The sequence below is a fragment of the Mycobacterium sp. smrl_JER01 genome (genome assembly GCF_048513595.2).
Classification (GTDB): Bacteria; Actinomycetota; Actinomycetes; order Mycobacteriales; family Mycobacteriaceae; genus Mycobacterium.
In genome coordinates this window covers 4802674-4824432 of sequence record NZ_JBLXXK020000001.1, presented here as the reverse complement: position 1 = coordinate 4824432, position 21759 = coordinate 4802674, and the positions used below count along the sequence as shown (strand labels likewise).

Here is a 21759-nt window from a genome sequence, read left to right as displayed (position 1 = left end):
GAAAATATGAGTTTGGAAACGGTCGCCCGGCAGTCGCTGTATCGGCAGACCCAAGCCCGTGGCGGTGACCTGCACGCCCTTGCCGACCGCCGGTTACTTGGCCGGATCTGGCGTTTCGCGCGGCGTCACCACCGCCGGTTGGCGGTCTTCGTGGCGGTCAGCGTCGTCGGCGCGGTGCTCACCGTGGCGACACCGTTGCTGGCCGGCCGGGTGGTCGATGAGATCACCGGCGGCGGCAGCGCCGCGGTGGTGGTCACCCTGGGTGTGGTCATCGCCGGGGTGGCGCTCGCCGAAGCGGCCGTCGCACTGCTGACCCGGTGGCTGTCGTCGACCATCGGTGAGGGCCTGATTTTGGATCTGCGTACCGCCGTGTTCGATCACGTCCAGCGCATGCCGATCGCCTTCTTCACCCGCACCCGCACCGGGGCGCTGGTGAGCAGGCTCGGTAACGACGTCATGGGGGCTCAGCGCGCGTTCTCCGACACCCTGTCCGGGGTGGTCGCCAACGTCGTCACGTTGACGTTGACGTTGGCGGTGATGCTGAGCATCTCCTGGCAGATCACACTCGCAGCCCTGGTGGTGCTTCCGCTGTTCTTGATCCCGGCGCGGCGGATCGGCTCCGCGATGGCGCGGCTGTCTCGTGAGGCGGCCGCACACAACGCGACGATGAACACCCAGATGACCGAGCGGTTCTCCGCGCCCGGCGCGACGCTGGTGAAGCTGTTCGGCGACACCGCGTCGGAGTCGCGGGAGTTCGGCGCCCGGGCCGGCCGGGTGCGCGACATCGGTGTGCGCACCGCGATGCTGCAGGCCACGTTCATGAACTCGTTGACCCTGATGTCGGCGCTGGCGCTGGCACTGGTCTACGGGCTGGGCGGAGCACTGGCCATCGGCGGACACCTGCAGGCCGGTGCGATCGTCTCACTGGCGCTGCTGTTGACCCGGCTGTACGCACCGTTGACGGCATTGGCCAATGCACGCGTCGAGATCGCCACGGCGCTGGTCAGTTTCGAGCGGGTGTTCGAAGTGATCGATCTGGTGCCGCTGATCCGCGAAAGTCCGGACGCCGTCCCGGTGCCCGAGGGCCCGGTCACGGTGGAGTTCGACGATGTGCGGTTCTCCTACCCGGCGGCCGATCAGGTCTCGCTCGCGTCGCTGGAGGACGTCGCCGAACTCGATCACCGTGGTGGCGAAGAGGTGCTGCACGGGATCTCGTTCACCGCGCCGGCCGGCCAGGTGGTGGCCCTGGTCGGGTCTTCGGGAGCGGGCAAGTCCACGATCGCCTCGCTGGCGGCGCGGCTCTACGACGTGTCGGGGCCGAATGACGACGACCCGTCGGGTTCGGCCGGAGCGATCCGGCTCAACGGTGTCGACATCCGGGATGTGACGTTCACGTCCTTGAAGGAGACGGTCGGCATGGTCACCCAGGACGGACACCTGTTCCACGAGTCCATCCGGTCCAATCTGTTGCTGGCTGCCCCGGACGCCACCGATGACCAGGTATGGGACGCGCTGCGCCGAGCTCGCCTCGACGACGTCGTCGCCGCTATGCCCGACGGACTGGACACGGTGGTCGGGGAGCGCGGGTACCGGCTGTCGGGCGGACAGCGGCAGCGGCTGACCATCGCGCGGGTGCTGCTGGCCTCCCCGCAGGTGGTGATCCTCGATGAGGCGACGGCCTCCCTGGACTCGGAATCGGAGGCTGCCGTGCAGGCCGCACTCGCCGAGGCGCTGGCCGGGCGCACCTCCCTCGTCATCGCTCACCGGTTGTCCACGGTCCGCACCGCCGATGTGATCCTGGTCGTCGAGGACGGCCGGATCGTCGAACGCGGGAACCACGAGCAACTGCTGGCGCGCCACGGGCGATACGCCGAGCTGTACCGCACCCAGTTCGGTACCGCCCGCCGGCACTGCGCCGCTCGTGCCGGGCGGGGCGGTCCATGCGGACGCCACGGCGGTTCGGCGGCAGAGTTAACCGCTTGCCCGCAATGGGAAGATGTCCTAAGTGGCTGACTCCCGATCTGAATCCCTCTATGCGACGCCCGCGATCGGGCCGCCGCCGGATCGCGTGAAGCCGAGCAGCGACCTGTGGCGGATGCTGCCCTACCTGCTGCCGTATCGCCGCCGCTGGACCGTCATGATCGTGGTCGCACTGGCCAGCCTGGCCGCGACCATCTCGATCCCGTTGATGACCAAGGCGGTCATCGACGGCCCGGTGCGCCACCAGGATCAGCAGGGCCTCTGGCTGGTCGGTGCCGCGGCGGTCGGTGTGGGTGTCACCGAGGCCGTGCTGTGGTTCATCCGTCGCTGGCTGGTGGCCCGCGCCACGATGGGTGTCGAGGCCGACATCCGCAAACAGCTCTATGCCCGGCTGCAGATCCTGCCGATGTCGTTCCACGGACGCTGGCAGTCCGGCCAGCTGCTGTCACGGATCATGAACGACCTGGGCACCATTCGTCGCTTCATGTCCTTCGGCCTGATCTTCCTGATGCTCAACGTCCTGCAGATCACCGTGGTGACCGCGATCCTGCTGGCGATGTACTGGCCGCTGGGCGTGGTGGTGCTGGTGTCGATCGTGCCGATCACGTTGACGGTGTTGCATTTCCAGCAGGAGTACACCCGGCTGTCACGGTTGGCCCAGGATCAGGCCGGCCACGTCGCCACCCACGTCGAAGAGGCTGCGCTTGGTTTGCGGGTGGTCAAATCGTTCGGCCGGGAGGACTACGTCTACCAGCGTTTCGACGATCAGCTCACCGATCTCTACGACACCCAGGTCAGTCGGGTGTCGGTGTCGGCGAAATTCTGGACCCTGCTGGAGATCATTCCGAACCTGACCTTGATCGTCGTGCTCGGTTTCGGCGCCTACGCAGCCGGCCACGGGTACGTCACGATGGGCACCCTGGTCGCGTTCATCACGATGATGTTGTCGCTGGTGTGGCCGATCGCATCGCTGGGTTTTCTGCTGTCCATGACCCAGGAGTCGTTCACCGCGGCCAACCGCATCGCCGAGATCTTCGACGCCCCACGCGAGATCACCGACGGGCCGCGCGATCAGGCGCCGCGCGGGGGTCGGCTTGAGCTCATCGACGTCGGCTTCCGCTTCCCGGACTCTGCGTCCGGCGAGCCGGACCGAGTTGCCGGAGACTGGGCGTTGCGGCACGTCGACGTCACCGTCGAGCCGGGGGAGACGCTGGCTCTGGTCGGCGCGACCGGGTCGGGCAAATCCGTGCTGGCCGGTCTGCTGTCGCGGCTCTACGACGTCACCGAAGGCCAGATCCGCATCGACGGACAGGACATCCGGGAGCTGTCACTGCGGGCGCTGCGCGAGACGGTGGCGACCGCATTCGAGGATCCGACCCTGTTCTCGATGTCGGTAGCCGAGAACTTGAGGTTGGGCCGTCCGAATGCGACCGAGGCGGACCTGCGGCAGGCCATCGATGTCGCCGCCGCCCACTTCGTCTACGACCTGCCGTTCGGGTTGGACACCCGGATCGGTGAGCAGGGGATGAGTCTGTCCGGTGGTCAGCGGCAACGCCTTTCACTTGCGCGGGCGATCCTGGCCGAGCCCAGGATCCTGGTGCTCGACGACACGCTGTCGGCGTTGGACGTCCACACCGAGGCCGTCGTCGAGGAGGCGCTGCGGCGCGTACTGCACCAGGTCACCGGCATCGTGGTGGCCCACCGCGCCTCGACCGTGCTTCTCGCCGACCGGGTGGCGCTACTGCAGCACGGCACCATCACCCACGTCGGCACCCACGCCGAGTTGCTCGCGCAGGTGCCCGAGTACCGGTATCTGCTGGCCGCCGACGACGAACTCGACGACGGCAGCGAACGAGACTGCGACTGGGAGGAGCAGCAGGCCCGAGCCCGGCTCGAGCACGAGGAGGAGCGCACCCGCCTGGACGCCGAGATCTTGGGCAGGCGGGCATGACCGGCACCGACTGGCGCGGAAAGTTCGACGAGCACAACGACCTACCGATCGACGAGACGGTGCCCCGTCGCCGCGAGGCACGGGCACTGCTTTTCTCGCTGCTGCGACCCTACCGGCGGGTGGTGGCCGTGCTCGCGATCGTCGTGGTGGTGGAAAATGCTGCCCGGCTGTCGGTTCCGCTGCTCGTCCAGAAGGGCATCGACGACGGGATCCCGCCGCTGCTCGACGGTGGACCCGCCACCGTCCTGTTGACGATCGTGGCAACGCTGTGCGGTGTCGTCGTGGTGCAGGCGACCAGCCGGATGTACTTCCTGCGGCGGTCGGGGCGGACCGGCCAGAAGGTGCTGCTGGAATTGCGCCGCCGGGTGTTCCGCCACTTCGGCCGGCTCGACATCGCGTTCCACGACCGCTACACCTCGGGGCGGGTGGTGAGCCGGTCGACCAACGACGTCGAGGCCATCCAGGACATGCTGGAGACCGGGTTCGACAGCCTGATCACCGCGGTGCTCACCATGTTCGGCACCGCGGTGCTGCTGGTGGTGCTCGACGTCAAGCTCGGCCTGATGTGCCTGGCGGCGTTCCCGATCCTGGTGTTGCTGGTCTGGTGGTTCCAGCGGGAGTCATCGAAGACCTACCGGGAGGTCCGGGAGATCTCGGCGCTGGTCATCGTGCAGTTCGTCGAGACGATGACCGGGATCAAGGCGGTGCAGGCCTACCGCCGGGAGCCGCGCAACCAGGAGATCTTCGAAGACATCGCCGACCGCTACCGCGAGATCAACGAGAAGACGTTCAAGCTGCTCGCGGTCTTCATGCCCGGCGTGAAACTGGTCGGCAACCTCACCACCGGTGTGGTGTTGCTCTACGGCGGTTACCGCGTGCTCCACGGCGAGATGACGATCGGCACCCTCGCGGCGTTCCTGCTGTATCTGCGGATGTTCTTCGAGCCCATGCAGGAGATATCGCAGTTTTTCAACACGTTCCAGTCCGCGGCGTCCGCGCTGGAGAAGCTCGCCGGGGTGCTTGCCGAAAAACCCGCGATCGACGATCCGGCTCACCCGGTACAGCTGGGGGAGGTGCGCGGCGAGATCGCGCTGCGCGATGTCCGTTTCGAGTACACCCCGGGGCGTCCCGTGTTGCCGGGGCTGGATCTGGTCGTCCCGGCCGGGCAGACGGTCGCACTCGTCGGCACCACCGGTGCGGGTAAGACCACCATCGCAAAGCTGATCACCAGGTTCTACGACCCGGTGGCGGGGACGGTGTCGCTCGATGGCGTCGATCTGCGGGAGGTGTCGCAGTCCGAGTTGCGCCGCAACGTCGTGATGGTGACCCAGGAGAACTTCATGTTCGGCGGAACGGTCGCCGACAACATCCGGTTCGGAAGACCGGAGGCCACCGACGAGGAAGTCCGCGCGGCGGCCCGGGCGGTGGGTGCCGACGGCTTCATCGGGGCGCTGCCGGACGGCTACGACACCGATGTCGCCAAGCGCGGCGGCCGCCTGTCGGCGGGGCAGCGCCAGCTCGTCGCATTCGCGCGGGCGTTCCTGGCCGACCCCGCGGTGCTGATTCTCGACGAGGCGACGTCGTCGCTGGACATCCCGAGCGAGCGCATGGTGCAGCGCGCACTGGAGACGGTGCTGGCCGACCGGACAGCAGTCGTGATCGCCCATCGGCTCTCGACGGTGCAGATCGCCGACCGGGTGCTGGTGCTCGAGCATGGCCGCATCGTCGAGGACGGGTCGCCCGAGGAACTCACCGAACGCGATGACGGCCACTACGCCGCGTTGCACCGGTCCTGGGTGCAGTCGCTGGCGTAGGCGCTGGCGTCAGCGGAAGTCGTCGAAGAACGCGGCGACCTCCTCGACGAACAGTTCAGGTTGCTCGAACGCCGCGAAGTGCCCGCCGCGCGGCATCGTCGTCCAGCGGGTGATGTTGTAGTGGGGCTCGCACCACTGCCGAGGCGAGCGCAGGATCTCCCCGGGGAACGCCGCCACCCCGGTGGGCAGCGTCACCGGGTCCGCGGCGAAGGGGCCGAAACTCTCCCAGTACAGCCGCGCCGACGACGCCCCGCTGCGGGTCGCCCAGTACAGCATCACGTTGTCGAGCAGTTCGTCCTTGGTGAGCACGTTCTCGGGATGGCCGTCGCAGTCCATCCACGACCAGAACTTCTCCACGATCCAGGCGAGTTGGCCGACCGGGGAGTCGGTCAGGCCGTACCCAAGCGTCTGAGGCCGGGTCGACTGCTGTTTGGAGTACCCCGAGTCCCACTTTCGGTAGTAGCCGAGCCGCTCCAGCGCGGCCGATTCGTCGGTGCTGGGTTCGGTCAGATCCTTGGGCGGACGCCCGATCGGCATGTTCGTATGGATAGCGACGCAGTGGCCGACGTTGCGGCCGATCTGGGTGGTCACCACAGCTCCCCAGTCCCCGCCCTGGGCGCCGTAGCGCCGGTAGCCCAGCCGCACCATCAGCTCGTCCCATGCCGCCGCGATCCGCTCCACACCCCACCCGGTGCTGGTCGGCTTGCCCGAGAATCCGTAACCGGGCAGCGACGGGCAGACGACATGGAAGCCGGCGTCGACCAGCGGTTCGATCACCTTGTGGAACTCGACGATCGAACCGGGCCAGCCGTGGGTGATGATCAGCGGGAAGGCATCCTGGCGCGCCGAGCGCTGGTGGATGAAGTGGATGGGCAATCCGTCGATCTCGGTGCTGAACTGGTCGAACCGGTTCAGTGCTGATTCCCTTGCCCGCCAGTCGTATTCGTCGGCCCAGTAATCGGCCAGTTCCCGGGTGTAGGCCAGCGGGATGCCCTGTTGCCAGCCGTCGACACACTCCGCGTCCGGCCAGCGGGTGCGGTGCAGGCGATCCGTGAGGTCGGCGAGGTCGCCGTCGGGTATCGCGATGCGGAACGGCTGGACATTGGCCATGGCACATCCTGGCATTGGGATAATCGGGAGTCGTGGGTACCCCGACGCTCATCCTGCTGGCCGCGACCACGCTCGCTGCGTGCGTAGCTCTCGGCGGTGCTGTCTACGAGGCGCTCGTCGTCGATCCGTACTGGCCCAAACGTCCGGGCATCATCCAATCCAGAAACGGCGGGATCTCCCGCGTACGGTTCTGGCTGCCCGCACCGGTGATCTTCGAGGTGCTGCTCGTCGTCACGCTCGTGGTCACGTGGGGCGATGCCACCGTAGGGGTGGCGCTGCTGATCGCGCTCATCAGCCACGCGACGATGCGGTTGTGGGCGCTGTTCGACCTGATCCCCAAGGCCGCCGAGTTCGAACGGACCGACCCCGCGGACGTCGACGCCCACGCGGCGGTGCGGTGGACGAGGAAGAACCTGCTTCGGGTGCCGCTGCTGCTGGTGACGTCCTGCGCGATGTTGGCGGCTTTGGCGCTGGCGTGACGTCGGCCACCCTCATCCCAGCGTCCGGCGACACCACTCAGGCTTCCAGCTCACCGAGAACCCGGTTCTCGATCGCGGCCCGGGTGGTGGCCGGCAGCACGACCAGGCCGGCCAGTTCGTGCTGGGCACGCCGATAGGCACCCTGTCGTTCCTGTGCGGTGGCGCCGTCGTCGGCAGCCAGGCGAAGCAAGTTCTGCGCCCGCGTGAGCCGCTGCTGATCGTCGCTGGTGAAGTCGGTTCGCCGTCGTCGCACGGCCTCGGTCTCGGCGACGTCAAACGCCGTGACGTAGTCGCCGACCGCGTCGCGGTACGCCAATTGCGCGTCGCGATCGTCGAGGATGTCCTCGATACTGTTTGGGCGCAACAGGTCTGCCCGACTCTTGGCCTTGTGAAAGCCCAGGGTCAACGGGTCCCGCAAATCGGTCATCACCGGGAAGTCCAGCAGCTTTGCCACGTCCAATTCATAAGACAGCCACCGTCGGTCGGTCGCGTCGTGGCGTTCGGTCACCTTGGCCATCTCGCGGCGGTTGACCTCGGACCGCTCCTTTCCGGCCGCGGTCGCGTTGGCGAGGGCCACCTTGGTCTCCTGCTTGATCCGGTATCGCTCCAACCGGCGCTGGGCCCGCCGCTCGTTCGCCGCGGCGATTCCCTTCGCGGCACCGGCGATGGTTCCGCCGAAGATGAAGATCAGCCACCAGAAGTTCCCCACAAAATCCAGGAGGGCTTGCACAACTCCAGAATGCCACCGGTGGGTGTGGTGGGATTGGTGGGTGTCAGATGCACCCGGCCCTGAGCCGGCGATTGTTGCCCGGACGATCACGCTGCGCGGCCCCTGGGGGCCTGTGTACGGACCCGTCGACCTCGAGATCGAAGCGGGCGGTGTGACGATTCTCGTGTGCCCGCCGGGCTCGGGACGTACCGCGCTGTTGATGACGCTGGCCGGACGGATGCGGCCGGACTCGGGCAGCCTGTCCGTCTTCGGCCGTACTCGGGTGCGCGAGATCTTCGCCCACGCCGCGCTGGCCGCGATCGAAAGCCTGGACGACGTCGCCGAATCTGTCACGGTGCGCGATCTGATCACTGAACAGTTGCGCTGGGATGCCCGCTGGTACAAGCTGATTCGCCGCGCTGACGAGGCGGCGCTGGCCAGGATCTGCGGTCCGGTCTTCGGTGATCTGCCACTGCCGCCACTCTCGGAGTATGTCGAGGAGCTCACCGAACTCGACGGTCTGCTCTTGAGGATCGCGCTGGCAGACACCGCCAAGCCCCCGCTGCTGGTCGTCGGTGACATAGAGCAGGTCACCAGCGATCACCACCGGGAACTGTTGGTATCGCGCCTGGTCGAACTGGGCCGTACCCAAACCGTGGTCACCGCCAGCACCAACGGTGTCCGCGGCGACCTGGTCCGCCAGATCGCGGTGCGTCACACATCCCGGGCGGACATGGCCGAACAGCAGGCTGGTGCCTGATGGCGCTCGCCGGCATGTCACTGGGCACCGACCTCAAGCGGTACTCGCGCGGGCTGTTGCCGAGAATCGCGCTGATCACGATCATCGTGATGCCGCTGCTGTACGGGGCGATGTACCTGTGGGCGTTCTGGAACCCGTTCGCCGAGGTGAACAAGGTCCCGGTGGCCATCGTCAACCAGGACCGCGGCGCCATTGTCGACGGCCAGCAGCTGCGGGCCGGCCAAGAGGTCACCCAGGCGCTGATCGACTCCGGACAGCTCAAGCTCACCGAGATGTCGGCCCAGCAGGCAGCCGAGGGGGTCGGCAGCGGCGACTACTACTTCGCGATCACGCTGCCCGAGGATTTCAGCGAACGGGTGGCCTCACCGTCGGGCGGCGATCCGCAGCAGGCGCAGATCCGGTTCACCTTCAACGACGCCAACAACTATCTGGCGTCGATCATCGGCCAGAACGCGTCGCGCGAGGTGATCAACCAGGTCAACGCGAAGATCGGGCAACGCTCGGTGGGGACCGTGCTGACCGGGCTGACCGACGCCGGCGCGGGACTCGACCAGGCGGCTGACGGGGCACGACAACTCGCGGTCGGCCTGGGTATCGCCGATGAGGGCGCCCACCGGCTGGCCGGTGGAGCCGCCACCCTGTCCTCGGGGCTCGACACCGCCCGCGCCGGTTCGGTGCAACTGGCGGCGGGAACCGAGCAACTGGCGTCCAAGGTCGACAGTGCCACAGGTCCGCTGCTGGAGATGCTGGACCGGGTCGGTGGCCTGGGTCTGGACCCGAACGAGGTCGCGAACGCCGCCCAGCACCTGTCGGCCGCGGTACGGTCGACCTCCGATCGCATCGCTGCCCTCAACGTCAACAGCGCACAGGCGGCCGCGATCGTCGACCAGGCCGTCGGGTTCCTGGTGTCCAACCCCGACCCGGCGGTGCGCGACGCCGGGCACGCACTTGCCGGTGCGCAACGGCTGTTGCGGGCCCAGGGAATCGATCCCACCACCGACGACGGGCTGGTTCGGTTGCGCGAGAACGCGACCCGGCTGGAGAACGAATTGGGGGACCCCGACAGCAGGTTGCGGGTTTTCCTCGCCCGGGCACTCGACGGTGGATTGCGATCGGACGTCGCCGAGCTCAAGACCGGGGTGGGCGAGCTGAATTCCGGTGCCCGGCGACTCGCCACCGGATTGGTGCAGCTGGCCAACGGTGGCCGCGAACTGTCAAGCGGGGCAACTCAACTCGCCGATGGCACAGACAAGTTGCAGTCCGGTGGGCAGGAGTTGGCGACCAAACTGCGGGAGGGCAGCGCCCAGATCCCGTCGTGGACCCCGCAGCAGCGCAGCGTGGTGGCCCAAACGCTGGCCGCACCGGTGAGTGCGGATCTGGTCACCGACAACCCCGCGCCCACGTTCGGCACCGGCTTTGCCCCGTTCTTCATGCCGCTGGCACTGTTCATCGGTGCGCTGATCGTCTGGATGCTGTTGACGCCCCTGCAGTCGCGGCCCATCATCAACGGATTGGGTGCGCTACGGGTGGTTCTCGCGTCGTACTGGCCGGGCCTGCTGGTGGTGGTGTGCCAAGTGGTCGTGATGTACGCCGTCGTGCACTTCGGGGTGGGTCTGCATGCCCGATACCCGCTGGCCACCGTCGGGTTCCTGATCCTGATCGCCGGAACGTTCCTGGCGATGATCCAAGCCTTCAACGCGGTCTTCGGGGTGGCCGTCGGTCGTGTCGTGACGCTGGCATTCCTGATGCTGCAACTGGTGTCCGCCGGAGGCATCTACCCGGTGGAGACCACCGCCAGACCGTTCCAGATCATCCACCCGTTCGACCCGATGACGTACGCGGTCAACGGGCTGCGGCAGCTGACGGTGGGCGGTGTCGATGCCCGGCTCTGGATTGCGATCGCGGTGCTGGCAGGCCTGCTGACGGTATCGCTGGCCGCGAGCGCGTGGGCGGCGCGGCGTAACCGCCAGTACACGATGGAGCGGCTGCGTCCACCCATCGAGGTGTGAAGGCTCAGGGCAGACCGATCCGCCGGTAACGGTCCAGGCGGGCGGCCAGCCGCTGCTCGTCGGGTATCGCGCGCAGCCGGTGCAGTTCGGTCGCGATGGAGGCCGACAACCGCTGGGTGAAGGCTCTCGGTTCGTCGGCAGCGTCGGGGTACTCGGGCACGATCGCGTCGACGATGCCGTTGCGCAGGAGGTCTGACGATCGAATGCCTTGTGCGGCAGCCAATTCGGGTGCGTGATCGGTGTCGCGGAAGACGATCGCGCTGGCACCTTCCGGGGGCAGCGGTGCCAGCCATCCGTGCAGCGCCGCGAGAACACGGTCGGCCGGCACCATCGCCAGCGCCGGGCCGCCGCTCCCCTGGCCCAGCAGCACCGACACGGTGGGGGTGTCGAGGGTGACCAGTTCGGCCAGGCAGCGTGCGATCTCACCGGCCAGGCCGCCCTCTTCGGCCTCGGCCGACAACGCCGGGCCCGCGGTGTCGATCACGAGTACCAGCGGCAGCCGCAGTCCGGCGGCCAGCGCCATTCCCCGCCGCGCCTCCCGTAACGCCACCGGGCCGATCAGTCCGCCGACGACGCGCTGTTGTCCGAGCACGACGGCGGGCTGTCCGCCGAACCGGGCCAGTGCCAGCAACGTGGCCGCCGCCTCGCCCTGACCGGTCCCCGACAGCAGCACTCGCTCGGTGGCGCCGTACCGCAGCAGCGCGCTGACCCCGGGCCGGTCGGGGCGCCGGGAGATCTCCACCGATTCCCAGGCTTCGATGTCCGGCGGGGTTTCCGGTGGCGGCGCGGCCGGTGGCTCATCGGGGGAGTCGGCGACCACCTTGAGCGCGCGGTCCAGGGTGGCCCGCAGCACGTCCAGCGGGACCACGGCGTCGATGACGCCGTGGCGGTGCAGGTTCTCGGCGGTCTGGATGCCCGGCGGGAACGGCTCGCCGTACAAATGCTGGTAGACCCGGGGCCCGAGGAAGCCGATCAGCGCACCGGGCTCTGCGGCGGTGACGTGACCGAGGGAGCCCCAGGATGCGAACACCCCGCCGGTGGTGGGATGGCGCAGATACACCAGGTACGGCAGGTGCGCTTTCTTGTGCAGTTCGACCGCGGCCGCGATCTTGACCATCTGCAGGAACGCGACGGTGCCCTCCTGCATCCGGGTGCCGCCGGAACTGGGGGACGCCAGCAGCGGCAGCCCCTCGGCGGTCGCCCGGTGCACGGCGTCGATGATGCGTTCGGCGGCCGCGACCCCGATGGAGCCGGCCAGGAAGTCGAATTCGCAGGCCACCAGCGCCACCCGCCGTCCGAACACCATGCCCTCGCCGGTCAGCACCGACTCGTCGAATCCGGTCGCGGCCCGGGCCGCGTCGAGTTCGGCGCGGTATGCCGCCGAGGCCGGCACGTCGGGCAGCGGTGAGTCCCAGCTGATGAAGGATCCGGCGTCCAGCAGTGCGTCACGCAGCTCGAGGGCGCGGATCCGGCTCACAGGAAGAGGCTAACTACTCTGGTGCCCATGATTGGACTGACCCGTGACGGCCAGGTGATGACGCTGGAGCTGCAGCGCCCGGAGCGGCGCAATGCGCTCAACGCCGAACTTGTCGACGGCCTGCGCGAAGCGATCGAGAAGGCCGCCGCCGAGGACGTCCGTGCCATGGTGCTCACCGGCGCGGGCCATGTCTTCAGTTCCGGGGCCGACCTGTCCGGCGGCCAGGGCGTCGCCGACGAGCTGCCCGACAAGGCCAGGGCGCTCAACCTGGCGATCGACCGGGCCCCCTTCCCGGTGATCGGCGCGGTCAACGGACCCGCGATCGGCGCCGGCGTGATCCTCGCGATGATCTGCGATCTGCGGGTGGTCGCGCCGGAGGCATACTTCCAGTTCCCTGTCGCCAAGTACGGCATCGCGCTTGACAATTGGAGCATCCGGCGACTGACGTCGCTGGTGGGGGCCGGCCGGGCCAGAGGCATGCTGCTGGCGGCCGAGCGGCTCACCGCCGACATCGCGCTGCAGACCGGGATGGCCAACCGGATCGGCACCCTCGCCGACGCCCAGGCCTGGGCGCAGGAGATCGCCGGGTTCGCGCCGCTGGCCCTGCAGCACGCCAAGCGGGTGCTCAACGACGACGGCGCCTACGAGGACCCGTGGCCGGCGCATCAGGAGCTCTTCGACCGGGCCTGGGCCAGTCAGGACATCATCGAGGCGCAGGTGGCGCGCATCGAGAAGCGGCCGCCGCGATTCCAGGGCGCCTGATGGTGGCGCGGGCGGCCCTGCGGTACGGGTTCGGGTCGGCGTCGCTGCTGGCCGGCGGCTGGGTGCTGCGTGCGTTGCGCGGCACCCCGGCGTCGCTGGGGGCGACTCCGGCCGAGGTCGCTCCGGTGGCGCGACGCTCGCCGAACTACCGCGACGGGAAGTTCGTCAACCTGGAGCCGCCGTCCGGGATCACGATGGACCGGGATCTGCAGCGCATGCTGCTGCGCGATTTGGCCAACGCAGCATCCCAGGGCAAACCGAAGGCACCCATCCCTGTCGTGGAGCCACCCACCGCGGAACCGACGCCGACGTCGGCGGCCGCCAGTTGGTACGGCCACTCCAGCGCGTTGATCGAGGTCGACGGCTACCGCGTGCTGGCCGACCCGGTGTGGAGCGATCGGTGCTCACCGTCGCGCGCGGTCGGTCCGCAACGGATGCACGACGTGCCCGTGGCGCTGGAGGCGCTGCCCGCCGTCGACGCCGTCGTGATCAGTCACGACCACTACGACCACCTCGACATCGACACCGTGATTGCGTTGGCGCACACCCAGCGCGGCCCGTTTGTCGTGCCGTTGGGCATCGGTGCTCATCTGCGTAAATGGGGCGTTCCGGAAAGCCGCATCGTCGAGCTGGACTGGCATGAGGCCCACCGGATCGGCGATCTCACGCTGATCTGTACGCCCGCCCGGCATTTCTCCGGGCGGCTGTTCTCACGTGATTCCACGTTGTGGGCGTCGTGGGTGGTGGCCGGACCTGAACACACCGCGTTCTTCGGCGGCGACACCGGCTACACGAAGAGCTTCGCCGAGATCGGCGCCGAGTACGGTCCCTTCGATCTGACGCTGTTGCCGATCGGTGCCTACCACCCCGCCTTCGCCGACATCCACATGAACCCCGAGGAGGCGGTGCGAGCCCATCTCGACCTGACCGATGTGGACCGCGGCCTGCTGGTTCCCATCCATTGGGCCACGTTTCGGCTCGCCCCGCATCCGTGGGCGGAACCGGCCGAGCGGCTACTGAGCGCAGCCGGGGCCGAGCGGGTGCGGATCGTGGTGCCCAAACCGGGTCAGCGGGTGGTCCCGGACTCGACATCCGACCCGTGGTGGCGGTTCTAGGGCGCCCCGACGCGTTACGGTGCTGATCATGAAGTCCCAGGCCAGGGTGGCCGCGCTCGCGCTGTCGGTGGTACTGCTGGCCGGTTGTGCTTCCAACCCCGGCGATCCGGGACCCTCCGGTGCGCCGCCGGTCGCCCCGTCCCCCGACATACCGCCGCCGCTGGTGCCGGCGCTGCCGCTGCCGCAGAACGCGGTTGTCGACGCGGTGGCCGAGCTCGACCGCCTCGCCGAGGAGCTGATGTCGACCTCCGGCATCCCGGGAATGGCGGTGGCCGTCGTGCACGGGGGAGTTCACGGCGGAGAGACGGTCTACGCCAAGGGCTTCGGAGTCAAGAATGCCGAGCTGCCCGACGATCCGGCGAACCGGGTCGGCGCCGACACGGTGTTCCAGTTGGCGTCGTTGTCCAAACCGCTGAGCGCCACCGTCGTGGCCCGGTTGGTCAGCCAGAACCAGATCGGCTGGGACACCGCGCTGGTGTCGCGCCTGCCGTGGTTCGCGCTTTCGGACCCGTCGGTCACCCGGATGGTCACGGTGGGCGATATGTTCGCCCACCGTTCCGGGTTACCCGACCACGCCGGGGACAAGCTCGAAGACCTCGGTTACGACCGTCGTCAGGTGCTCGAACGGCTCGGTGAACTCCCACTCGATCCGTTCCGGATCTCCTACGCCTACACCAACTTCGGGCTGACGGCGGGCGCCGAGGCGGCCGCCTCGGGCACCGGCCGCAGCTGGGAGGATCTGGCGGCCGAGGTGCTGCTGCGCCCGCTCGGGATGGACGCCACCAGTTATCGCTTCAGCGACTACCAGGCAAGTACCGACCGCGCGGTCGGGCACATCCTCCTCGATGGCCGCTACCAGCCCCGTTATGTCCGGGACGCGCAGGCGCAATCACCGGCCGGCGGCGTGAGCTCGTCGGTCAACGACATGACCCGCTGGCTGGCGATGATGCTCGCCGACGGGCGGCGCGACGGGGAGTCCTTCATCGACCCCGAGGCGCTGCTACCCGCGGTCACCCCGCAGGTGGTGGCGTCCCGCGGCACCGAACCCGCCATGAGATCGGGTTTCTACGGCTTCGGCTTCAACGTCGGAACGACCGCGGCCGCGCGCACCGAACTGAGCCACTCCGGTGCGTTCGAGCTCGGCGCGGCCACCAACGTGGTCATCCTGCCTTCGGCCGACGTCGCCATCGTCGCACTGACCAACGCGACGCCGACCGGCGTCCCGGAGACGCTGACCGCACAGTTCGCCGACCTGGTGCAGTTCGGGGAGATTCGCGAAGACTGGTATGCGTTGTACGGCAAGGCCTTTGCAGACATGGACCGGCCGAGTGGGTCGTTGGCCGGCCGGCAACGACCCGCGGACGCGGCGCCACCGGCACCCCTGCCGAGCTATGCCGGGGTGTACGACAACGCCTACTGGGGACCCGCGACGGTCACTGAGGGCGGCGACCGTCTGCAGCTGGCCCTCGGCCCCCGCGGCTCCTTCGAACTGACCCCGTGGGACGGCGACACCTTCACATTCCCGGTGTCCTCGGAAAACGCGCCGCCCGGAACCGTTTCCGCGGCGACGTTCGAGGGCGGCCGGCTCACCCTGGAGTACTTCGACGATGAGGGCAAAGGGGTTTTCATCCGATGACGGCTTCTGTGATCAGCGGACTCTCCGACGCCGAGGTGGCCGATCGGGTCGCCGCGGGCCAGACCAACGACGTGCCCACCCGCGCCGCCCGCAGCGTGTCGGAGATCGTCCGCGGGAACGTGTTCACCCGCATCAATGCCATTCTCGGCGTGCTGCTGATCATCGTGCTGTCCACCGGCTCGATCATCAACGGTGCGTTCGGTCTGCTCATCATCGCCAACAGCGGGATCGGCATCATCCAGGAGCTGCGCGCCAAGCGGACCCTGGACAAACTGGCGATCGTCGGGCAGGCCAAACCGTTGGTGCGCAGGCAGTCCGGGACCCGCCCGCTGGCGCCCGGTGAGGTCGTGCTCGACGACGTCATCGAACTGGGACCCGGCGATCAGATCGTGGTCGACGGCGTCGTCTTGGAGGAGGCCAACCTCGAAGTCGACGAGTCCCTGCTCACCGGTGAAGCCGACCCGATCGCGAAAGACACCGGCGACCAGGTGATGTCGGGGAGCTTCGTCGTCGCCGGCAGCGGCGCTTACCGCGCCACGAAGGTCGGCCGGGAAGCCTACGCGGCCAAATTGGCCGAGGAGGCCAGCAAGTTCACGCTGGTGAAATCCGAACTGCGCAGCGGTATCAACAAGATTCTGCAGTTCATCACCTACCTCCTGGTGCCGGCCGGGGCGCTGATCATCTACACCCAGCTGTTCACCACCGATGCCGGGTGGCGGGAGTCGGTGCTACGCATGGTCGGGGCCCTGGTCCCGATGGTGCCCGAGGGACTCGTGCTGATGACGTCGATCGCGTTCGCGGTCGGGGTGGTCCGGCTGGGCCGCAAACAGTGTCTGGTGAACGAACTGCCCGCGATCGAGGGCCTGGCCCGCGTCGACGTGGTCTGCGCGGACAAGACCGGGACGCTGACCGAGAACGGGATGCGGGTCAGCGACCTCAAATCGCTGAACGATGCCCACGCGGAAAACCAAGCTCCGGTGGGCGAGGTGTTGGCGCAGCTCGCGGCCGACGACGCCCGACCCAACGCCAGCATGACCGCGATCGCGGAGGCCTACCCGACGCCGCCGGGTTGGACGGCCACCGCGTCCGCACCGTTCAAGTCGGCGACCAAATGGAGCGGGACGTCCTACTCCGAGCACGGCAACTGGGTGATCGGCGCTCCGGACGTGCTGCTCGATCCGGCCTCGCCGGTCGCCGAGCAGGCCGAGCAGATCGGCGCCAAAGGCTTACGAGTGTTGCTGCTGGCATCCAGCGACCGCCCCGTCGACGCGCCGGACGCGCCCGGGCGCGTCACCCCGGCTGCTCTGGTGGTGCTCGAGCAGCGCATCCGCCCCGACGCGCGCGACACACTGGACTACTTCGCCACGCAGAAAGTCTCGATCAAGGTGATCTCGGGCGACAACGCCGTGTCAGTGGGTGCGGTGGCCGGCTCGCTGGGCCTGCACGGCGAGACGATGGATGCGCGTCGGTTACCTGAGCAGCCCGATGCGCTGGCCGAAACGTTGGAGCAGTACACCACGTTCGGTCGGGTGCGGCCCGATCAGAAGCGCGCCATGGTGCATGCCCTGCAGTCCCGCGGTCACACCGTCGCGATGACCGGTGACGGTGTCAACGACGTGCTGGCGCTCAAGGACGCCGACATCGGTGTGGCGATGGGTTCGGGCAGCTCGGCCTCGCGGGCGGTTGCGCAGATCGTGCTGCTGGACAACAAGTTCGCGACCCTGCCCTATGTCGTCGGGGAGGGCCGGCGGGTGATCGGCAACATCGAGCGGGTCTCCAATCTGTTCCTGACCAAAACCGTCTACTCGGTGCTGCTCGCTGTCCTCGTCGGCCTGGCCGGATTGTCGGCCAAACTGTTCGGATCCGATCCGCTGCTGTTCCCGTTCCAGCCCATCCACGTCACCATCGCCGCCTGGTTCACCATCGGCATCCCGGCGTTCGTGCTGTCGCTGGCCCCCAACAACGAGCGCGCACAGCCGGGTTTCGTGCGCCGGGTGATGACCTCGGCGCTGCCGTCGGGCATCGTCGTCGGGGCCGCGACGTTCACCTCCTACCTGGTCGCCTACCAGGGTCGGGCTGCCACCGCGGTCGAGCAGACCCAGGCGTCGACCGCGGCGTTGATCACCCTGCTGGTGTCGGCGGTGTGGGTGTTGTCCGTCGTGGCGCGCCCCTACGAATGGTGGCGGGTGCTGCTGGTCGCGGTGTCCGGGCTGGCCTATGTGGTCATCTTCAGCATCCCGGCGGCCCGCGAGCTGTTTCTCCTGGACCCGTCCAACCCGACGGTCACCTCCACTGCGCTGGCGATCGGGCTCGCCGGTGCGGCCGCCGTCGAGGTGATCTGGTGGCTGCAGGGCCGTGTACTGGGAGAACGCCGCAGACTGTGGCGTCCTCGCGAGCGGTAGGGTTGGCGCATGGGATTTCTGGACAAGGCCAAAGATCTGCTTTCCAAGAATGCGGACAAGGTCGACACCGTGATCGACAAGGCCGGCGATCTCGTCGACAAGAAGACCCAGGGCAAGTACGCCTCGACGGTCGACAAGGTGCAGGACGCGGCGAAGAAGGCCGTCGCTGACACCACGGCGGACAAGGCCAGCCCGGGGCCTGCCGATCAGGCTCCGGTGTCCGAGCCGGCCTCCGAGCCGCCGCCCGGCCCGCAGCACCAGCAGCCGCCGACCGCCCCGCCCGTCTCGTAGGCCGCCCGCGGTATGGCCAAGCTCTCGGTGTCGGTCGACGTTCCGCTGCCCCCCGAACAGGCGTGGGCGAGCGCGTCGGATCTGTCACGCTACAAAGAATGGCTGTCCATCCACCGGGTGTGGCGGTCCACACTGCCCGACGTCATCGAGAAGGGCACCCAGCTCGACTCCATCGTCGAGGTCAAGGGCATGCCGAACCGGGTGAGCTGGACGGTGGTGCACTACCGTCCGCCGGAGGCGATGACGCTCAACGGAGACGGCAAAGGCGGCGTCAAGGTCAAGTTGATCGGCAAGATCACGCCCGGGCCGCACGATCCGGCGGGCTCCTCGACGGTCACCTTCGACATCCACCTCGGTGGTCCGGCGCTGTTCGGGCCGATCGGGATGGTCGTCGCGGGCGCGCTCAAGGGTGACATCCAGGAGTCGCTGAACCGCTTCAAGGCGGTGTTCGCGCCCTCCTGACGGTGTTCGCCGGCCGGCGTCAGGCCCCCACGGCGGCGACCGCGTCGGCGATCGGGATGTCACCGGAGATGACCTCGAAGGTGTGGCCCGCGGTCAGCGGTGTGTCCAACGCCGCGATGAGCACCGCGGCGACATCGGCGCGGGGGATGGCGCCGCGGCCGGTGCGCTCGGCCACGGTGACCCGTCCGGTGGGCGCGTCATCGGTGAGCAGTCCCGGCCGCACGATGGTGGCGAGTAGTTCGGTGCGCGCGCGGATCACGTCGTCGGCGGCGCCTTTGGCGCGCAGGTAGGCGACGAACACGTCGTCGCCCGCGTCATCAGGCGCCTGGGCGTCGGCGCCCATCGACGAGATCATCACATACCGTCGCACCCCCGCCGCTTCTGCTGCATCGGCCAGCAGGATCGCCGCGTCGCGGTCCACGGTCTCCTTGCGGGCCGCCCCGCTCCCGGGTCCCGCGCCCGCGGCGAAGATGACCGCGTCGGCGCCGCGCAGGTGGGTGGACACCACGCCGTTGGTGGTGTTCTCCAGGTCGATGACGACCGGCTCGGCGCCGGCGACGCGGACATCGTCGGCATGGTCGGGGTTGCGGATGAACCCCGTGACCGCGTCGCCGCGACCCGACAGCAGCCGCGACGTGATCAGCGCGATCTTGCCGTGTCCGCCGGCGATGACGACGTGCATGGTCTACCTCCTCCGGCACCGCACGTGACCGGGCCGATCCGGCGTCTGGCGGTGCACCGACTGGAACTCGAGCGACACCGACAATCTAGCCTCAGCTGCGAAATCACCGATGGCCGCGGCGCTGCTCCCGCCGCGCGACAGCCGCGTGAGCGATCGTCTCCACCACGTTCTCGCGGGTCTGGGGGCGCCCGAAGTGGTAGCCCTGCGCCATGTGGCATCCCATCCCGCGCAGTACCGCCGCCTGGTGCGGGGTCTCCACCCCCTCGGCGAGGATGGGCAGCCCGAGTGCCTCGGCCAGCCCGGCGACCGCCTGTAGCAGCGCCGGTGCGGCACTCGACGCCGAGCTGATCGACGATGTGAACGAGGCGTCGAGCTTGATCAGATCGGTGGGCATGTTTCCGAGCCTGCTCAACGACGAGTAGCCGGTGCCGAAATCGTCGATGGCGATCCGGACACCGCGCTTGCGAAGTTCCAGCAGCGCGTCGATCGACGCGGGCCGGTCGACCGCGAGCACACTTTCGGTGACCTCCACGACCAATTGTTCGGCCGACCAGCCGGTGACCCGTAGCGTATCGAAAACCCTTTCCACATAGTCGTTTTGGACCAGATCGAGTCCGGAGACGTTGACGCCCAACGTTAGCCGCACGCCGGGGGCCCGCTGCTGCATCCACTGCGCGTCCAGGCAGGCGCGCCGCAGGACGTACAGATCGAGCAGCCCGATCAGGTTGTTGTCCTCGGCGACCCTGACGACTTCGCTGGCGGGCAGCTCGGGTCCGAAAGCGGGCGCCCAGCGCAGCAGCGCCTCCACCCCGACGACCGCATCGTTGTCGGTGAGCCGCACCACCGGCTGGTAGCGGACCCCGACGGTTTCGGCGGTGAGCGCGTCATCGAGCTGGACGGCGAGCGACGGCAGGCGCGCGGACTCCAGCATCGTCCGGTTGCGGCCGATCATCCGGGCCCGGCGCAACGCGGTGTCGGCGCGCTCGACCACCGAGGACGCAGATTCACCGGGATGCCATGCGCTCACTCCGGCGCAGAACTCGCGCGCGGTCTGCGAATGTAGGGCCTGCACGAACGAGTACGCCTGCCGTTCTGTGGTTGTCGGTAGCAGCAGAGCAAGCTCGTTGTCGCTGCGGCGGGCGATGACCTGACCCGCGCTGAGCAGTCCGCCCCACGCTGCGATCAGGTGCCGCATCGCCGCGTCCCCCGTCCGGTCGTCGAAGTCGCCGGTGGCGGATGGTGGGCGTTCCACCCAGACCAGGACGACCGCCGGTGCGGAATCGGCCGTCGCCGTCCGGTTGATCTCCGCGGTGAGGGCCCGGTCGAACCCGCGGCGGTTCGGTACTCCGGTGGCGTCGTCGAGTTCGGCCTTCGCCACGTTGCGGCCGAGGATCGCGATGACCGTTCCGATCGCCCCCGTGGTGACGCACGTCGGGATTGCGGTCCACCACGGCACGTCCGGCGCCACGGACAGCGCCGTCAGGCAGCATCCGATGGTCAGCGCCAGATACAGCAACGCCGTCGGCCAGGCGACGAAGAACGCGGCGGCGGCGACGAACACATACAGAGTCGCCAACGACACCGCCACGCTGCCGGAAGCCGCGGTGACCGACAGCGTGATCTGCGCAATGGCGACGATGACGAGTAGATGGAACAACCACCCTGTCATCCGCCGTCCGATGGCCAATACGCAGATGCCGATCACACCGGCAGCCGCCGCGTTTCGATACTGGACCGCGGCGGTCGCCGACGAGTCCGGCGCCAGTGCGGTGAAAAGCACCACCAGCGCGCTGCCGACCAGAAAACACGCACCAGCCGTGCCGGCCATCAATGTCGGTGTGGCGATGCCCGGCCACATCCGGGCACGTCGGACCACGGCCCAGCCGGCCCGCACCCACCCCACCGGGCCATGGTAGCGGGCGGATGGCCGGATGCTCGGACCCTCGCATGACGTGCCACCCGCGACCGCGCGCCGGGGCGACCGAGCCGCGGCAGCCCGCGGTACTCGAACCCGACGCCGGCAGGGGCCATCGGCAAGGCCGATGCTGTTGGGGCGGTGGGCATTTGAGGCCGTGAAACACCTGGGCCCGGTGCGCACCGGAGTTGCCGGCCCGGCATCG

The 21759-nt window shown here is 68.5% G+C and carries 17 protein-coding genes; 12 read left to right on the top strand and 5 right to left on the bottom strand.

What is annotated here, in order from left to right; genetic code table 11:
• Positions 1-6 precede the first annotated feature (6 nt).
• From ACNUDN_RS22570 to ACNUDN_RS22560, 3 genes are read left to right on the top strand one after another with little or no spacing between them, the layout of a single operon-like run.
• Positions 7-2013, top strand: a complete 2007-nt coding sequence (locus ACNUDN_RS22570) for an ABC transporter ATP-binding protein (RefSeq protein ID WP_431960654.1) — start codon at positions 7-9, stop codon at positions 2011-2013.
• Positions 2006-3931, top strand: a complete 1926-nt coding sequence (locus ACNUDN_RS22565) for an ABC transporter ATP-binding protein (protein WP_419123968.1) — start codon at positions 2006-2008, stop codon at positions 3929-3931. The genes ACNUDN_RS22570 and ACNUDN_RS22565 overlap by 8 nt, the downstream gene beginning before the upstream one ends.
• Positions 3928-5745: an ABC transporter ATP-binding protein gene (locus tag ACNUDN_RS22560; RefSeq protein ID WP_419123967.1), complete on the top strand. Its 1818-nt coding sequence runs from the start codon at positions 3928-3930 to the stop codon at positions 5743-5745. The genes ACNUDN_RS22565 and ACNUDN_RS22560 overlap by 4 nt, the downstream gene beginning before the upstream one ends.
• A 9-nt stretch (positions 5746-5754) precedes the next feature.
• On the opposite strand, the gene ACNUDN_RS22555 is transcribed toward ACNUDN_RS22560, so the two are convergent.
• A complete protein-coding gene (locus ACNUDN_RS22555; RefSeq protein WP_419123966.1) occupies positions 5755-6855 on the bottom strand; it encodes an epoxide hydrolase family protein in 1101 nt (366 codons plus the stop codon).
• 32 nt (positions 6856-6887) lie between these two features.
• On the opposite strand from ACNUDN_RS22555, the gene ACNUDN_RS22550 reads away from it, so the two are divergent.
• A complete protein-coding gene (locus ACNUDN_RS22550) occupies positions 6888-7334 on the top strand; it encodes a hypothetical protein (RefSeq protein WP_419123965.1) in 447 nt (148 codons plus the stop codon).
• Positions 7335-7371: 37 nt separating this feature from the next.
• Here ACNUDN_RS22550 and ACNUDN_RS22545 read toward each other — a convergent pair whose 3' ends face one another.
• Positions 7372-8064, bottom strand: coding sequence for a hypothetical protein (locus ACNUDN_RS22545; protein ID WP_419123964.1), 693 nt, complete (start codon positions 8062-8064; stop codon positions 7372-7374).
• Positions 8065-8104: 40 nt separating this feature from the next.
• On the opposite strand from ACNUDN_RS22545, the gene ACNUDN_RS22540 reads away from it, so the two are divergent.
• The gene (locus ACNUDN_RS22540) at positions 8105-8803 is read left to right on the top strand and encodes an ATP-binding cassette domain-containing protein (protein WP_419123963.1); all 699 of its coding nucleotides are present in this window, start codon (positions 8105-8107) and stop codon (positions 8801-8803) included.
• On the top strand, positions 8803-10812 hold the full coding sequence (locus tag ACNUDN_RS22535) for a YhgE/Pip family protein (protein ID WP_419123962.1): 2010 nt from the start codon (positions 8803-8805) through the stop codon (positions 10810-10812). The genes ACNUDN_RS22540 and ACNUDN_RS22535 overlap by 1 nt, the downstream gene beginning before the upstream one ends.
• A gap of 4 nt (positions 10813-10816) precedes the next feature.
• Here the strand turns inward: ACNUDN_RS22535 and ACNUDN_RS22530 are convergent, their stop codons facing one another.
• Positions 10817-12289 (bottom strand): carboxyl transferase domain-containing protein, encoded by a 1473-nt coding sequence (locus ACNUDN_RS22530; protein ID WP_419123961.1) that lies wholly within the window; start codon positions 12287-12289, stop codon positions 10817-10819.
• 27 nt (positions 12290-12316) lie between these two features.
• Here ACNUDN_RS22530 and ACNUDN_RS22525 point away from each other — a divergent pair, with 27 nt between their 5' ends.
• Genes ACNUDN_RS22525 through ACNUDN_RS22500 form a run of 6 tightly spaced genes read left to right on the top strand, consistent with a single transcriptional unit; the run spans position 12317 to position 18957 of the window.
• Positions 12317-13051: an enoyl-CoA hydratase gene (locus ACNUDN_RS22525; RefSeq protein ID WP_419123960.1), complete on the top strand. Its 735-nt coding sequence runs from the start codon at positions 12317-12319 to the stop codon at positions 13049-13051.
• On the top strand, positions 13051-14166 hold the full coding sequence (locus ACNUDN_RS22520; protein ID WP_419123959.1) for an MBL fold metallo-hydrolase: 1116 nt from the start codon (positions 13051-13053) through the stop codon (positions 14164-14166). Before ACNUDN_RS22525 ends, ACNUDN_RS22520 begins: the two co-directional genes overlap by 1 nt.
• Before the next feature lie 28 nt (positions 14167-14194).
• On the top strand, positions 14195-15802 hold the full coding sequence (locus ACNUDN_RS22515; protein ID WP_419123958.1) for a serine hydrolase domain-containing protein: 1608 nt from the start codon (positions 14195-14197) through the stop codon (positions 15800-15802).
• Positions 15799-18204: a cation-translocating P-type ATPase gene (locus ACNUDN_RS22510; protein ID WP_419123957.1), complete on the top strand. Its 2406-nt coding sequence runs from the start codon at positions 15799-15801 to the stop codon at positions 18202-18204. Before ACNUDN_RS22515 ends, ACNUDN_RS22510 begins: the two co-directional genes overlap by 4 nt.
• Before the next feature lie 9 nt (positions 18205-18213).
• Positions 18214-18495 (top strand): antitoxin, encoded by a 282-nt coding sequence (locus ACNUDN_RS22505; protein ID WP_419123956.1) that lies wholly within the window; start codon positions 18214-18216, stop codon positions 18493-18495.
• Between the two features lie 12 nt (positions 18496-18507).
• The gene (locus tag ACNUDN_RS22500) at positions 18508-18957 is read left to right on the top strand and encodes a type II toxin-antitoxin system Rv0910 family toxin (RefSeq protein ID WP_419123955.1); all 450 of its coding nucleotides are present in this window, start codon (positions 18508-18510) and stop codon (positions 18955-18957) included.
• A 19-nt stretch (positions 18958-18976) separates the two neighbouring features.
• Here ACNUDN_RS22500 and ACNUDN_RS22495 read toward each other — a convergent pair whose 3' ends face one another.
• Positions 18977-19639, bottom strand: a complete 663-nt coding sequence (locus tag ACNUDN_RS22495; RefSeq protein ID WP_419123954.1) for an NAD(P)H-binding protein — start codon at positions 19637-19639, stop codon at positions 18977-18979.
• A gap of 103 nt (positions 19640-19742) precedes the next feature.
• Positions 19743-21542, bottom strand: a complete 1800-nt coding sequence (locus tag ACNUDN_RS22490; protein ID WP_419123953.1) for an EAL domain-containing protein — start codon at positions 21540-21542, stop codon at positions 19743-19745.
• Positions 21543-21759 lie beyond the last annotated feature (217 nt).

Excerpts from the sequence above, each read along its gene's own strand:
- ACNUDN_RS22505 (WP_419123956.1), top strand. The coding sequence starts at position 18,214 with ATGGGATTTCTGGACAAGGCCAAAGATCTGCTTTCCAAGAATGCGGAC.
- ACNUDN_RS22520 (WP_419123959.1), top strand. The coding sequence starts at position 13,051 with ATGGTGGCGCGGGCGGCCCTGCGGTACGGGTTCGGGTCGGCGTCGCTG.
- ACNUDN_RS22555 (WP_419123966.1), bottom strand. The coding sequence starts at position 6,855 with ATGGCCAATGTCCAGCCGTTCCGCATCGCGATACCCGACGGCGACCTC.
- ACNUDN_RS22525 (WP_419123960.1), top strand. The coding sequence starts at position 12,317 with ATGATTGGACTGACCCGTGACGGCCAGGTGATGACGCTGGAGCTGCAG.
- ACNUDN_RS22510 (WP_419123957.1), top strand. The coding sequence starts at position 15,799 with ATGACGGCTTCTGTGATCAGCGGACTCTCCGACGCCGAGGTGGCCGAT.
- ACNUDN_RS22495 (WP_419123954.1), bottom strand. The coding sequence starts at position 19,639 with ATGCACGTCGTCATCGCCGGCGGACACGGCAAGATCGCGCTGATCACG.
- ACNUDN_RS22535 (WP_419123962.1), top strand. The coding sequence starts at position 8,803 with ATGGCGCTCGCCGGCATGTCACTGGGCACCGACCTCAAGCGGTACTCG.
- ACNUDN_RS22500 (WP_419123955.1), top strand. The coding sequence starts at position 18,508 with ATGGCCAAGCTCTCGGTGTCGGTCGACGTTCCGCTGCCCCCCGAACAG.
- ACNUDN_RS22515 (WP_419123958.1), top strand. The coding sequence starts at position 14,195 with ATGAAGTCCCAGGCCAGGGTGGCCGCGCTCGCGCTGTCGGTGGTACTG.
- ACNUDN_RS22560 (WP_419123967.1), top strand. The coding sequence starts at position 3,928 with ATGACCGGCACCGACTGGCGCGGAAAGTTCGACGAGCACAACGACCTA.
- ACNUDN_RS22570 (WP_431960654.1), top strand. The coding sequence starts at position 7 with ATGAGTTTGGAAACGGTCGCCCGGCAGTCGCTGTATCGGCAGACCCAA.